This window comes from Peribacillus sp. NPDC101480 (assembly GCF_050277335.1).
Lineage (GTDB): Bacteria > Bacillota > Bacilli > Bacillales > DSM-1321 > Peribacillus.
In genome coordinates, this window is record NZ_JBNNSB010000005.1 from 284,263 (window position 1) to 299,364 (window position 15,102).

13 protein-coding genes and 1 pseudogene are annotated in these 15,102 nt (G+C 38.2%); 1 reads left to right on the forward strand and 13 read right to left on the reverse strand.

Translation table 11 applies throughout. From position 1 onward, the window contains the following. Positions 1-49: 49 nt before the first annotated feature. The 10 genes and pseudogenes from ACQKMF_RS18445 to ACQKMF_RS18490 all read right to left on the reverse strand — a co-directional run bounded on the left by ACQKMF_RS18445 (position 50) and on the right by ACQKMF_RS18490 (position 10,759). Positions 50-1,231 (reverse strand): amidohydrolase, encoded by a 1,182-nt coding sequence (locus tag ACQKMF_RS18445; protein WP_402937275.1) that lies wholly within the window; start codon positions 1,229-1,231, stop codon positions 50-52. A 14-nt stretch (positions 1,232-1,245) separates the two neighbouring features. Beyond that, positions 1,246-2,481, reverse strand: coding sequence for an MFS transporter (locus tag ACQKMF_RS18450; RefSeq protein WP_402937277.1), 1,236 nt, complete (start codon positions 2,479-2,481; stop codon positions 1,246-1,248). Positions 2,482-2,643: 162 nt separating this feature from the next. After that, positions 2,644-4,962, reverse strand: a complete 2,319-nt coding sequence (locus ACQKMF_RS18455; protein ID WP_402937279.1) for a helix-turn-helix domain-containing protein — start codon at positions 4,960-4,962, stop codon at positions 2,644-2,646. 222 nt (positions 4,963-5,184) lie between these two features. Continuing rightward, positions 5,185-5,745 carry an HPP family protein gene (locus tag ACQKMF_RS18460; protein WP_260357799.1) on the reverse strand — a complete coding sequence of 187 codons (561 nt, stop codon included), beginning with the start codon at positions 5,743-5,745 and terminating at the stop codon, positions 5,185-5,187. Between the two features lie 194 nt (positions 5,746-5,939). Next, positions 5,940-6,473, reverse strand: coding sequence for a GNAT family N-acetyltransferase (locus ACQKMF_RS18465; protein WP_402937281.1), 534 nt, complete (start codon positions 6,471-6,473; stop codon positions 5,940-5,942). 181 nt (positions 6,474-6,654) lie between these two features. Next, positions 6,655-6,950 (reverse strand): annotated as a pseudogene (locus tag ACQKMF_RS18470) (zinc-binding dehydrogenase); the annotation flags it as partial. A gap of 29 nt (positions 6,951-6,979) precedes the next feature. Beyond that, positions 6,980-8,158, reverse strand: coding sequence for a sulfate adenylyltransferase (gene sat / locus ACQKMF_RS18475; RefSeq protein ID WP_427574389.1), 1,179 nt, complete (start codon positions 8,156-8,158; stop codon positions 6,980-6,982). 68 nt (positions 8,159-8,226) lie between these two features. Further along, positions 8,227-8,823: an adenylyl-sulfate kinase gene (gene cysC / locus ACQKMF_RS18480; RefSeq protein WP_402937285.1), complete on the reverse strand. Its 597-nt coding sequence runs from the start codon at positions 8,821-8,823 to the stop codon at positions 8,227-8,229. Positions 8,824-8,835: 12 nt separating this feature from the next. Beyond that, positions 8,836-9,708 (reverse strand): sulfite exporter TauE/SafE family protein, encoded by an 873-nt coding sequence (locus ACQKMF_RS18485; RefSeq protein ID WP_402937287.1) that lies wholly within the window; start codon positions 9,706-9,708, stop codon positions 8,836-8,838. A gap of 331 nt (positions 9,709-10,039) precedes the next feature. Further along, positions 10,040-10,759 (reverse strand): glycosyltransferase family 2 protein, encoded by a 720-nt coding sequence (locus ACQKMF_RS18490; RefSeq protein ID WP_402937289.1) that lies wholly within the window; start codon positions 10,757-10,759, stop codon positions 10,040-10,042. A gap of 294 nt (positions 10,760-11,053) precedes the next feature. On the opposite strand from ACQKMF_RS18490, the gene ACQKMF_RS18495 reads away from it, so the two are divergent. Continuing rightward, positions 11,054-12,133 (forward strand): glycosyltransferase family 4 protein, encoded by a 1,080-nt coding sequence (locus ACQKMF_RS18495; protein WP_427574392.1) that lies wholly within the window; start codon positions 11,054-11,056, stop codon positions 12,131-12,133. Positions 12,134-12,200: 67 nt separating this feature from the next. Here the strand turns inward: ACQKMF_RS18495 and ACQKMF_RS18500 are convergent, their stop codons facing one another. From ACQKMF_RS18500 to ACQKMF_RS18510, 3 genes are read right to left on the reverse strand one after another with little or no spacing between them, the layout of a single operon-like run. Continuing rightward, positions 12,201-12,926, reverse strand: a complete 726-nt coding sequence (locus tag ACQKMF_RS18500; RefSeq protein WP_402937293.1) for a sulfotransferase family 2 domain-containing protein — start codon at positions 12,924-12,926, stop codon at positions 12,201-12,203. Between the two features lie 36 nt (positions 12,927-12,962). Further along, complete coding sequence (locus ACQKMF_RS18505) at positions 12,963-13,676, reverse strand: glycosyltransferase family 2 protein (RefSeq protein WP_402937295.1); 714 nt, start codon at positions 13,674-13,676, stop codon at positions 12,963-12,965. 57 nt (positions 13,677-13,733) lie between these two features. Then, positions 13,734-14,639, reverse strand: a complete 906-nt coding sequence (locus ACQKMF_RS18510) for an NAD-dependent epimerase/dehydratase family protein (RefSeq protein ID WP_402937297.1) — start codon at positions 14,637-14,639, stop codon at positions 13,734-13,736. Between the last annotated feature and the right edge of the window lie 463 nt (positions 14,640-15,102).

A 15,102-nucleotide genomic window follows, 5' to 3' on the forward strand; every position in this document is an offset into this window, starting at 1 on the left:
GAAGGTTCCCACGCCGCAGGCATAAGAACCGTCCCCTTTTTCCTTTTTTTTACTTCTGCCCAAAATATTCCGCAACCACTGCAGCCATTGCTTTTGCCGCGATGATAAGGCTGTCCTCATTAATGACAAATTTAGGATGATGGTGAGGATAAACTGGTCCATTCTCCGGCTTTGCTCCAACATAAAACATACTGCCAGGAATTCTTTGCAAATAGTAAGCAAAATCCTCTGAACCGGACATTGGCGGTGTTTCCATTAATGCTTTGATTTCAGGAATTCCAGCCTTTTTAATCCCATTTACAACCAGTTCAGTCATGGCATTATCATTCACCAAAACAGGGTAATCATGCGAATATATTAAGTCATAGGTAATGTCAAATTCTTGAGCAAGCCCCGCTAGGATTCGCTTGAATTCCGTTTCCACTTTAGCACGAACTTCACTGGACATGGTTCTAACGTCTCCTTCAAGTTCCACGCTGTCCTTTATGACATTAAATGATCCCTTTCCATCAAACGAGCCAATCGTTACTGTCGCCATATCAAAAGGATTGATTCGGCGACTGACAATCGTCTGGGCTGCTACAACAAAATGGCTTGCTGCGACAATACTGTCATTGCTTGTATGCGGCATCGAACCATGTCCGCCTTTTCCTTGGATTTTCACTTTGAAATATGAGCGTCCGGCCTGCATTTCTCCAGAACGATAGTAGACTTCCCCGGTCACCGACGGGGACATTAGGTGAATACCGAAAATACTATCCACACCTTCCAAACATCCATCTTCAATCATGGCAATCGCTCCACCAGGAGGCGTTTCTTCCGCAGGCTGATGCAAGATAACGACGTTTCCTCTTAATTGGTCTTTCATTTCGATTAATGCTTCGGCTAATATCATTAAATAGGCAGTGTGTCCATCATGACCACATGCATGCATAACACCTGGATTAACCGATTTAAAAGGTACATCTGTCTCTTCCATAATGGGCAGTCCATCAAAATCAGCACGCAGGGCAACCGTTTTACCTGCCAGTCCGCCTTCGATTTTAACTACCACTCCATATCCGCCAACATTTGTCCGTATTATTACATTTTTATCTTTATAAAAATCAGCAATATATTGGGCCGTTTTTTCTTCTTTAAAAGATAATTCAGGATGTTGATGGAGATATCTGCGTATTTCAATCATTCTTTCTTTTTTCTCTTCAAGTTTTTGCATTAGTTGATCTAACATCATTTTCCCTCCTATTATTTTTCTGTTTTAACGGTAAGTAAAACTAGACCGCATATTACTACGGCTATTGCCAAGGTGATAAAAACGATAGAAAACGATCCACCAGCCATGGAAATTAAAGCACCGAATGCCATTGGTGCAATAAAGCCCCCAAGCGTTCCACCCGTATTGACGATCCCAATGGATGACCCAATTACTTTCTCAGGCAAAATTTTGTGCGGCCAAGAGAAAATTCCCACAAAAATAGTGGTTAGTAAAAATGTGAGCACATATAAGAAAGCAATGGAAAGGGCCAAGGAATTTGAGAATACTAAACCAAGAAACAACAAGGATGAAAGGACTGAACATACCATTAACAGTAACTTTTCCTTGCTAGCGAAATATTTTGTCAACAATACACCTGCAAATATGGAGGCTAATGTTCCTCCAATAGCGTTCACTGCCAGAATTATCCCTACCGTACTAATGGATAGTGAAAATTTTGTCTTTAGGAAAGTTGGCAGCCATGACATATTTCCGTAAAAAGCCACATTCGCCAGCAGCATGGCAACGAATAAAATAATTACATTTCGATTAGAAATCACTGACTTAAAACTAACTTGTTTCTTTTCAATCTTCGTTTTGGCAGTTGGTTGGCTATTAGGTACCAATAAAGCAACCATAAGTAACGCAATGGCAAAAAATGTCCCCAGTGCATAGTAGGCATAGTGCCAATTTATGTCAATCAGCCGTGCCCCGATTACAAACGCAAAAATTCCGCCAATTCCACTCGTTGACAAAATGAGCGATTGAATAAAAGTTCGTCTTGTTTTCGGGAAATTTTCGGCGATTCCTTTTGAACAGCTTGGAGGATAGCCTGCATGGCCAATACCAGCCAAGAAACGAATCAAAATAAACATCAATAAGCTTCCAGCAAGGCCAAATGCAAATGAAAATATCGTAATGAGCGAAAGCGAAAGCATCAGTACCTTTTTATATCCAATCCTATCTGCGAGCCATCCCCCAGGTATCTGCATTAACGAATAACCCAAGAAAAATAAACTCATTATCAAACCGGTTTGACTTGTTGTTAGATGGAATTGTTCTGCAATTGGGATAATTGCAGTCGAAATCATGTTTTTGTCCATGTAAATCATGGAATAACCAGCCATTAAAGCTGTAGTCAACAAAACTCCCCCGGTATTCTTTTCCTTTGATACCGAAAGTTTTGCATCGCTTTGCTTCTTAATCGTTCCTTGAGAAACAGACATAAAAGGCTACCTCCGAATTAATATTTATGTAATCGCTTTCTTGTCTTCATTATAATTTTTTTAACTATTTAAAACATTCCAATCATTGTCGAAAACACACTCCATCATTTGCCCTTTTTCATAACTTGGCTTATCCAAACAACAAAAAAAGACCATTAAGTTTTAACCTAATGGCCTAATTTCAAAGAGATGAATGGCATTTAACGTCAAAGTGGATTGTAATAAGAGCTCCGAGGCAATGTTTTCCTCATAGATTTGCAAATCTGGATAGGCTCGCTGCTTGAGATACGCAATGATCTCTTGATCATAGATATACTGCTGATTGAGATTGAGCCAATTAAAGTAAAATGCACCGTTATTTCTATCGAGAATGTATTTGCGAATTTGATAAGTGCCAGAAGGCAGCCCTGAAATCATGATTTTCTTTTCCTTTGTTAAGGAGCTCAAAAAGAAGCTTTCGACAGAATAAGTGGGATTTACATAGGAATTGTTATATATAGCTAATTGGTACCCTTGTTTCCCCTTCGTCAGTATAAAGTCCTCACCTTCGGCTAAAATTTCTTGCCCAATTTTTGCGATAAATTGCATGTTAAAAAACGCCGGACGTTTTATTTGATAATAATAAAGGAGGGCAATTCCATTCATTGCAATATTATCATTATTCATATTACTATTTTCTAATGAATGGGTATCAATCCAAAATCCCAAACCGGAAATCTCTTTTATAACATCAAGCATGTCTTTAAAAATGAGAGCTGATCGAAAAAAAGTTCCACTTAAATTTACTGTATTACCGTAAAGTGTATTCCAGTTTGTCAAGTAAATTGGTGTGCCAGCCAAGCCAGCTGAAGAAAGGTTTGCTTTTAATTCAATACACGACTTTTTTATATAATCTTTTACTCCCTTGAAGGAACTGTTATCCATATCGGTAAAGTCCAATTGTTCATTTGGATTGCAGCTGAAGCACACCAGGTCAATTTGATCCATTTGCTTTAAAAATTCAGTAACAGGGACTGATAATCCGTTTTCTAAGGAAAATGGTACATGAATTCCAACTTTTGCGGTGGAAGCCCTCTTTTTAACAGTTTGAAGGTATTCTTGATAAAAAGTCCGGGCTTTTTGATCCCACTCGGTGAACACCAATTCAAATTGCCACTTCCCGACAAAGTCATCTCCAAAATAACTGACGGCGTGCTGTAAAAAATCATCTAACATCCTTATATAATCGGGGCTGCTTACGACTTCCTTTTCAATCTCAACGCTAATGAATGGAATTAAACCCAGCCTTTGAAATTCGTTAAATAACGCATCAATCTTATAATAAGGCCCTCCTATTTGCAAAAACGGGTCCATTGTCGTAAAAGCGGGAGATAATAGGTTCGTGAAATAGGCATATTCAAAATGAAGCTGCTCCTGAACAAGCTTTAATTCTGCTTGGACTTCTTCATTTAAGGCATATTCCAGCTTTCCAATCACCAGTAATCGCTGGGCTTTATCCCGGACAAGAACAGGCTCTTGCGGAAGATTAATATGTACCGCAGAAACCCCCGATTCTTTCACCGTAACATTTTGGTCCTTTTGCGAAATATACTTGCTCAATTCAATTAAAAAGTCCGGCGAATTCACCAGAGTATATTGTTCGCTTATATTATTTACTTCATGGAAAGGTTCTTTTTTATGAAGACCACGATATTCTGCAGGTGTTTGATTGTACATTTCCTTAAAAGCCTTGTTAAAAGCTTTCACATTTGGAAAACCATTATTTAACGAGACTTTCATAATGGTATGATCGGTATATAACAGCTCATGAACAGCTGATTTCAAGCGGATTTGTTTTATATATTGTGAAAAGCTGACACCAACAGCCTGCTTGAAATAACGGGACAAATAGTATAGGGATAAATATTGCCGTTTGGCAATCTCTTCTAAAGACACTTGTTTACGATAATTTTTTTCAATAAAAGTAAGGATTTCCCTAATTCTTTCATCCTTCATTTCGATAAATCGATTCTGCCCGAGATTTGTGGTTTTGAAATTTCGGATAAGGAGTGTAACTAACTTGTAAATCAGGCTGTTGATTTCAAGTTCACTTCCATCCTGCTCTTGGTAATGTGCGATCAAAATTTCAGCCAAGAGTTGACGGATCTGATCAAACAGAAGATATAGCCCATTATCCTCTTTGGATGAATGGCAGTCGAAATAACACACATGAATATCCTGATAAAGCTGCTCGATGGAATTTAGGGGAATTTGCAGCAATAATACTACATTATCTTCGTGCCCCTTAACGGTATGAACATCATTAGCATTAATTAGCAGGAGATCATTTTCCGCCAAATGCCAGGAATCTTGATTGACGATAACTTCAACTTCTCCCCGAATTACGAAAAGAATTTCTATTCCTAAATGGATATGCTGTGAGTGATGGCGAATATTTTGCAAACTGATTTGATAAGAATCTCCTAATGTTGGTTCAGACATGAACATTCACCTTTTTTAATGGGATTTTACCACTCCCCATCAAGCTTTAGCAAATCATTATCATACGTTATTTTATGTAATGTGATGGTAAGTAAGGTTTTTAATTCTATTAGTAAGAAAAAGCGCAGCTCCCCGCTTATTGAAGTAAAGCAGTTATCAAATAAGTGAGGAGCTATAATACAGTCACAAATGAAGCACCCGTTTGGTTAATATATTAATTTTTCAAAACCAGTGCTTTGGATATTGTCTTGTTTGAAATAAGTTATTATAGATCATCGATATAAAAACTAATAATAAGGTACCTATTACAATTGAAATCAGGAATCCCCAACCAGCCTGAGAATTAATAGAAACAAGGGCACTTGCCGCTGCGGGGGGATGAACAGTCTTTGTGCAGGTCATTATAATCAATACAATAGCCAATGTTAGACCGATAATGAGCAGGCTTTTACCAAAGAAGCTCCAAATGATAAGAGCTGATGTAGTAGAGATAATATGTCCTCCAATAACATTCCGTGGTTGAGACAAGAGACTTTTATGCGCACCAAAAACAATAACACAGCTCGCCCCAAGAGGAGCTAATGCCATAGGGTATCCTAAATGGAAAGCTATAAAACTAATAATGATAATAGCAATGAGCCCACCTATAGCTGAAACAAAGGAATCCATATAATCTATTCTGTCTTTTTCCCTAGCTTCGCCCTTCATTTTCTTTAAATATGCTGTTAAACCTATGTTTTGTTGATTGCTCCAACTTTTTTCAAGACTTTTTTCTAATTCCATAATTTATGTTTTCCTCGCGTTTTCTAAGTAAGTCGACAAATCGACAGGGTTTTTATATATTGGTATCTTACAGGAAAACAATGATTTTTAAAATATATATCTTAATTTTCATTTTTTGTTTTCCATAAAACAGTTAACAACTTCCCTTATATCTGTAAGCATTGCGCGAGTGTTCCTAGTACTTTGTTAATTCATTAAGGCTTTACCGATAATAAAGAGTATAGATTAGTATCAAAAGAAACATCATTTTGGTACATATAATCTCTCAATATCCCTTCTTTTTTGAAGCCTAAATTTGTCAGCAACTTATTGGATGCTTTATTTTCAATAAAAACAATTGCTCCAATACGCGTTAAGTCAAGCTCTTTAAAACCATAGGAAATCACTTTACTGACAGCTTCTGTTGCATAACCTTTGCCCCAATAATTTGGGAAAAGTGCATAGCTCAGTTCTGCTCTCTTATGTTCATGGAACCATTCTTGAAATCCAATCGTTCCAATAATGCCATCCGTTCCTTTCAATTCAATTCCCCATTTAATACCACGTTTTTCAACAAAATTCTTTGAAAAATTCGTAATGATTTGCATCACCTGATCTATATTTGTTAATGGAGGTTGCCCATAATATCGTAATACATCTGGATTGGAAAAACATTTTAATAAATCCAGTGCATCCCCTTCAGCCAATTCTCTCAAGACCAATCGTTTTGTCTCTAATATTGGAAACATTTTTCCACTCCCTTTGCTAAAACTAGATCTATATCGTTCCAGAGGCACACCTCGTTAACACCGTACGTACTACCCTGACATATATCAGACTTATTTTTAAAAAAGGTCAGCCAGGTATACACCGGCTAACCTTATGATTAACGCATCCCTTAGCTTTATAAAAAATTACCTGTTTCATTTATTAGGATTTGCCACTATGTTCCAGTTTCATGGCGACATTTCCCTTCTTGTGTCCTTTCCCTACATATTTATGGGCTTGAACTATTTCTTCAAACTCATAATATCTGTCAATGACCACTACTAACTTCCCCGCTTCAACAAGTTTTTTGAGGAAGTTTAGAGCTTTGGGAGTTTCAGGTGAATTTTGACTCAATATCAGCTTCTTGCCTGTTGTCAATTTAGTCCATAGCATTCGTACACCGGGTAACGGCTGGCAACATTTAGATAAGTTCCGTCCTTCTTCAGCGATTTTATACAAGCATAGGTCTCACCGCGTTTACAATAGCTTACTCGCCTTCATTTATCTTCATGCCTCTAATAAGAACTTCAGCCACTTCAGGACGTGTAAACTCAAGTGGCGGGACAAGGCCGTTCCGGAGCATTTCCCTGACTTTGGTGCCACTTAATATAAACCTATCATCATCTTTGTGGGGACATGTTTTCAGGGAAGCCATATTCAAACATTTTTTGCAGTAAAAGCTATGTTCATAGAATAGAGGTTTAATGCCAATTTTCAGCGGATCAAACTGGCTAAAAATTTCTTGGGCATCATATGTCCCATAATAGTTGCCTACACCCGCATGATCTCGGCCGACAATGAAATGCGTGCACCCATAATTCTTTCGGACAATTGCATGAAATACTGCTTCCCTGGGCCCTGCATAGCGCATTGCTGCTGGGTATATGGCAAGTAAAACCCTATCCATTGGATAGTAGCCTTTTAGTAAGGCTTGATAGCTTTCCATCCGAACATCCGCAGGTATATCATCTTTTTTCGTTTCACCGACAAGAGGATGCAATAATAGTCCATCAACGGTTTCCAATGCTGTTTTTTGCAAGTATTCATGTGCACGGTGTACTGGGTTCCTCGTTTGAAAACCGACAACAGTATTCCAACCTAAATCCGTGAACATCTTTCTCGTTTCGGAAGGGTTCATATGAAATTCCCCGAATTGCTCATGCGATGACCCATTTATTAAATAAATTGGTCCTGCAACATAGATATCCCCTTGTCCAAACAGCTTTTTAACCCCAGGGTGATTGGGATCGTCTGTTTTATATACGAGTTTTGCTTCCTCCAGTTTATCGTATTCAAACGTTTCTTCCACCTGTATGATACCAGCAAGTTCCCCGTCATCACTGTATAAAGCGATCTCATCGCCAATGTTCAGCCGACTTGCCTCTTCCTTCGTGACAGGAAGAGTGATCGGTATCGTCCATGGCAAGCCATTTGCCAGATGCATATCTTTAATGACACTCCGGTAATCCTCTTTTCCCATGAATCCTACAAGCGGGCTGAACGCTCCATTTGAAATCATTTCCAGATCGGAAACATTCCATTTCGAGATGGTCAGGGACGATAAGGATTTACACTTTTCCATGTATTCCACACGGTCTTTTCCTGATAATTCACGTTGAATCAGTTTCCCGCCATGTGGATCGATACTGGTTCTTTGAACCTTCATTTATAACCCCTCAATCATTTGATTTGGTTTGTTTCATATTCTCTTTTTCAAATTCGGCCATGTCGATGTTAAAGGCCATTATCCTCTAAATAGTTCATGACCTGCTGCACACATTCTTCAATTGTGTATTGACTGGTTTCAATTAGTATCTCCGGATTTTCCGGTTCTTCATATGGAGCCGAAACGCCTGTGAAGGAGGTGATTTCCCCACTTCTAGCTTTCTTGTACAATCCTTTGGGATCCCGTTTTTCGCAGGCTTCGATGGGACACTTTACATAAATCTCAATAAACTCATCCTGTTGTACTTTTTTTCTTACTTCCTCCCTGTCACTCGCATAAGGCGAAATGAAAGTGGCCAACACTACTATTCCGCTATCCACAAATAGTTTGGAGACCTCTCCGATTCGCCTTATATTCTCTTTACGGTCACCAGAGCTGAAACCAAGGTCTTCATTTAATCCATTTCGTAGATTGTCTCCATCTAAAATATATGTCGAAATTCCCATCGCATGCAGTCTTCCCTCGACCATGTTGGCGATGGTGGACTTACCTGACCCTGATAAACCAGTAAACCAAAGAATATAGCTTTTATGTCCGTGCTGAGCTTGCCTTAGCTCTTTCGTAATGGAAAAAGGATGTTGATGGATATTCTCTTGTTTACTCACACTATCTCCCCTTTAATCTTTATGGAACCCCTTTTTGTTGTTCCGGATGACAAATACCAAAGAACCTGCCCACCCGATCAATATCAGCATATATATGACGGGGACCCAATGATGCTGAAGAGACCATGTTGCAAGCAGCGTTCGAGCATTCGTCAAAATGATAAAACCTCCGACAAGGACTCCCAATAAATAAGATGGCAATTTTGTAACGATCCATGCAGCAATCGGGGCAGCAATAATCCCTCCAACCATCAGGGAGGTTACCCAAAACCAGTTCACTTCCTGCCAACCTAATGCAATGAGAAACCCTAGGGTTGCGGAAACAGCAATTGCAAACTCACTAGTGTCAACTGTACCAACCACTTTTCTGACAGGAACACCTTCTTGGGATAATAGGACTGGAGTTGTGATAGGACCCCAACCGCCCCCACCCGTTGCATCTGCGAAGCCCGCTATCAATCCCAAGGTGATTGATTTTTTTCTTGTAAGATTAATTGATTTCTTTTCACTTTTTGTCTTAGACGTTCTTAAAAAGCGGAAAAGTACATACACACCAAGAATCAGCAGAAATATCGAAATGTATGGCTTAATCAGATCACCAGGTAAGTTACTTAAAAAGCACGCTCCTGCAAATGCCCCGATAGATCCAGGTATGATTAATTTGAAAAGTGCCTGGCGGTCGACATTCCCGAACTTCATATGTGAAATGCCTGATGCGGCCGTTGTCACGACTTCTGATAGATGAACGGATGCAGAGGCCACTGCCGGTGCGATTCCGAATGTCAGCAACATCGATGTGGATGTAACCCCATATGCCATGCCTAATGAACCATCGATCAGCTGAGCCAGAAATCCGATAAACGCAAATATAATGAGTTTTCTCATTTTCTCCTCCTACAAAGCATTCCTTTTTTTATAACGTACCTGTTGTCCCTTGTTCTGTAACAACCAATGCACTGACGCTCGTCCACTGTCGATTAACGCAATTAAGCCCTTCCTGACAAAAGCTTTAATTGGTGACAGTCCCTGATTATTAAGGAAAATGAATGATTTCTTTAAGATATGCAAAGAGCTTTATGTATGTTATAGACTCATATATGAAATTGGAAATTTCATTTGGCCACCCTCGAGGTCCCATGATGAAAGCCAGGCCCTTCCAACAACTAAAGAAGCCCCTGTTTTATAAAAACAGGGACCTCCTTTACAACTTGCTCACCTATTGTTGTTTCCTAAGTTCATTTACCAATAATTGTTTCATTTTGGCATGATGTCGATTAACCACCAGTCTATTTTCCATTTTGATGCTGCCTTCATGCTTTTTAGAGCCCATTTCTGTATGAATCCTATATAGTAATAGCGGTTGAGGCACAAAGTGAAATTTGAAATTTTGCAGGATCCGCAACCATAAATCATAATCGTGTGTGTATAGAAGCGACTCATCAAATATTCCGATGAGCTCAAATACCTTCCTGTGAATCATGACCGAGCAGCCATTAATAATATTTCCTCTGATCATTGCTTTAATAAGTTCAAGCTGATTAGGTGGGTATATCCCTATAATCGGAGTAATGATTTCGCCATTATCATCAATGCAATAATAACTGGTATAACTGAATCGTGCATCTTCCCTAACCATTGCTTCCAACTGAATCTCTATCTTCTCAGGGTAAAAGATATCATCTGAACTAAGCCAGCATATATAATCACCTGTTGCATTTTTGATGCCGGAATTCAATGCACTGGCCGTTCCCCCATTTTCCTTTTTGATATATGTTATTTTATCCAGAAACGGATCGATTTTTTCTGAATATAATGTAGAACCATCATTGACTACGATAATCTCAATATTTTTGTAGGTTTGGTTGAACAAGCTCTCCAAAGCTTTATCGATATATGGACAATTATAGAATGGAACAACAATCGATACTTTAGACATTTATGAACCGCCTTTCAATTGATTACCATGTATTTCGTGAGCATCAGGGCTATCCGTTTTATAAAGAAAATTCATATTAATATTTATTTCACACTAATTAAGATATGAACTATTCCCAATCGAGTCATCCCAAATTAAAACGGCTATAAATCCAATTTGTGAATCATACGTATATTACATGGCTCTTTGTCACACCTATTCAAAATGGATCGATTTGTGCTAACTGTTGTTTTGAAAGGTAAAGTCCAACCTAAATATGAGACGTGTTGCTCCATTATTTTGAGGAGGGGAAAAATGAATATATTGTTTGTTTTTTATGTTCCAAGTGGTGGAGTGGAAACATTGAATCGGCAACGATTTGCCGCTCTGAAAAAATACGGTATCGATGCTCATTATCTATATTATGATAACAGAAGGAATTTCTTGAATGACCACAGTGCCCCAACATTTATTACGAACAATGATGCTGAAATCAAAAAAATATTGGAAGAGGGAGATTATTCCGCTATCGTTGTCGTATCAGATTTCAAAACTTTACCGAGATTCAGGTCTATGGGTTATAAAGGAAAGATGATTATCGAAATACAGGGTTACGGTCCAAAAAATGTGGCAAGATCCGCACTTACAAATGCCATCCCAGATGTCAAGGCCCATGCAGATGGATTTCTTAACCCAAAGACTCCTCATATCATGCAATTATTAGATGAACTTTACCCTTCGTTTCCAAAGTTCAGTTTTAATAATTGTTTTGATACAAGTCAATTCTGCTACAAGCCAATGCCTTTAGATGGATATAGAAAAGTGGCTTGGATAGGAAGGATCGAAGATAATAAAAATTGGAGTGAATTCCTGAAAATCGGTTATCAACTAATTAACAATCATAATCCGAAAATACAATTACTTATGTTCGAAGATCCCACCTTAAGTGACCCTAACGAAAGAGATAAATTCAATAAATTAATAAAACGGTTAAATTTAAGCTCAAAGCTTACTTTGCATTCAAATGTCCCAAATTCCCAAATGGCTGATTTTTTCTCTGAAATTGGGGATTCTGGAGGCTTTTTATGTTCCACTTCAAAAGTGGAAGGAGCCCCTTACGCACTCCTAGAAGCGATGAGTTGTAGATGCCCTGTGCTGACGACGGATTCCGATGGTGTAAGGAGCTCAATCATTCATAATCAAACTGGAAAGTTTTACACGTTAGGAAACCTCGATAATGCCGTCAAAGAGGCAAAGGAATTAATGAATAACCAGACCTTAAGGGAAAGTATACGATCGAATGCCCTCGAGCATGTAAAGACTAATTTTAGTCCTGATTTGTATGCTCGAAATTTCATCAATATGCTTGAATCCTTAGGAATAGATTCCAAGTGAAAAGAAACCGCCGGAATTTTTTCATTCCGGCGGTTTCTTAATTTATTGGGGACTGTCATATTAGGAACTAGTTTGAGGCACTCAGTTCCATTTTGAACTTTTCCAATTGCTTTTGCTCGTCTACTGTAAGTGATTGAAGTTTTTCGTAAAGAAGTTTTTTGGCAAAATCATATAATTCCAAATCCAATGCGTTATATTTTCTAATCAAGTTTATTAAGTCCGATGGCACTTCTTTTTTGGCCAAGCGATTTTTAGTAATATTTTTTCTTGTATAATGGATATCCCCCCAGGCATATTCCTTTTTCAGGCAAAAAAGTGTTTCATTGAACAACTCAGTGACTCCCACCACAGCAAATGTCTTTAGGTTTTCCTTGGCTTTTTCAATGTCAGGAATCTCCTGGCTGCCGCATACCATCAATGTTTGTAAATTGGGTGCTTCAGGCCCTTTGACTACAAACTCCTCCAAGGTCATGTCTTTTACCATTTCATAGCCAGGATAATCCTTCAAAAAATAATAGGAAGAAATGACACGGTCTACCGGGTCACGTAACATCGTAAAATAATTGAATGGCCGTGAAAACTCCTGATGTATCCCATAGAAATAATGACCTGTAATTGCTTTGATATTCCTCTTTTCCGTCTCCGTTAATTCATCCATTTTCATCATCTTCATTTCAAAAGAGTCATGATCAAATATTTCGTTAAGCTTGTATTGTTTTTTAAATATTTCGTTTAAAGTCGTTCCGCCAGTTTTGGGGATATGCATAAATATATCGAGAAGACCTTCAGACATAATGATTCCTCCATTTCTAGTTATAAAAATCGTGCACTATAAGTTCTTTAAATTTTTTTTGAGAATGGGCCGGTAATGGGTTTCAATCGTAAGAATATCTTTTAACATCTCAGGTTGGAATCTGCTTGTACCCGATTCTTCATGTATTCTGAACTTCGTTAAGACTTCATCCAAATAATACATTTTATAACCATTTACCAATAAACGAAGCCACATTTCGTAATCATGGGTATAACGATGATATGGATTGAAGTAACCAACCGCGTCGAATACATCTTTCTTCAAAACGACAGTACAGCCATTCACGGCATTACGAAGTAAAAAAGCATGGTACACTCCGTTTTCAATATCTGAAAAGCGTTCGCCGGTCCAAGATAGAATGACTTCATCATTTTTGTTTATACTATCAAAATTCGTAAAACTCACCTTTGCATTATGTTCGAGCATAAACGAAATTTGCAGTGATACCTTTTCAGGAAGAAAATAATCATCCGAGCTTAACCAAGCGATATATTCTCCCGTAGCAGCACTTATCCCATGATTCAATGCCGTAGCAGTTCCCCCGTTCTCTTTTCTTAAATAACGGATTTGTTCCAAGAACGGCTCGATTTTTTCAGTATAAATTGTCGATCCGTCATCGACGACAATGACCTCTACATTCTTATATGTTTGATCAAGCGCACTTTGAATGGCGTGATCTATATAGGGACAATTATAAAATGGAATAATGATTGATACTTTCGGCTCCATTGCCTACCCTCCTGAAGAATATATAGCGTATTTTTTCGATTGCCTACAATTGATTTATCACTTTTCCTTTAATTCACGATGAAAGGCAAGGATGTCCATTAAAGATGATTCAAGTGGGATATTAGGCTTCCATCCTAAATTCACTAGCTTAATAGGATCGATTGCCGCTTTATTTTCGATTAAATCATTTCGTTTTGAATTGACCTTGATATCACCTGTTGTTACCGACCTATAGCCTTCTATGATTTCTTCTAAAGAACGATTATTACCTGAAGCAACATCATACGTATCTCCTGGCTGCCCTTTTCTCAAAAGAAAATCATATGCTCTCACTGCATCTCTTACATCCAGAAAATCACGTTGGTCATTCGGATTATCGACCTCAAGGACCTTTTCCAACCCCTTCTTTTCCATCTCTGCTATTTTTTTCGCAAAAATGGAACATACCCCATTAGAAAATCCAGGTCCAATTAGATTGGCTGGTTTTGCAATGATGATGTCCATGTTATATAAAACTGCCCATGATTGTGCTATAAGTACTTGAAGTGTTTTACTTAAACTATAAGGATGTGGAATGGAAGAGATTGAACCAGGATCAATTTGAAGAGCTGAGCCAACTATCACCATTTTACAGGTTGGACTTTCTTTGCGAATTGCATCAATTAAATATGCAGTGGACATGGTATTTGCCTCCAGAGTCGATACGGGTTCCGACCATGACTCCCCAACATGGTTTTGTCCGGCTAAATGAAGAAGGTACTGAGGTTTGGTCCTTTTAATGAGGTTCTTTACATCTCTTTCATTTGTCAGGTCACAGCATTCTGCTTGTATCCTACCTTCGAAATTCATCTTTTTTCTTGAAACCGCCGTAATATCAAATCCTGATTTCAGGAAGTGTGCGCATGCATGCCTGCCTGTAAACCCACTAGCCCCTGTGATCATTAATTTCCCTTGTTGATTCATTGATTTCTCATCCAATCATTATTGATATTAATAACCGCTTTAATCGACTCAAGGTTATCCAGATATTCATTGATAAAAGGATTCCGGATATACTGGTATTTTTCTGACACACTGGGTCAGCATGAACAATCGCTCGTAACACATCAAAACGTTATAGTTCTAAAAATCGCCATAAGCAGTTATTTACAAATCCATAGTAATCATAAACACAGTCTCTTTATTACACTATGTTTAAACCCCTCTATTGCTATGGGCTGTTCTCACATCTACCGTCAAAAGGGCTTTCACTTAAGGATGAACAATATCTTAAAAGCTGGACTTTTTTTGAGCTGAAAATTGTGGGAATATTCGTTTCCATATATAAGGATATTTTGGAAGTGGATTTTTCAGGAGGGTTGTACATAATGGGTCAATATGCTGCGACAGGAAAATGCCAAACATATTTTTAGTTGAAAATATTCAT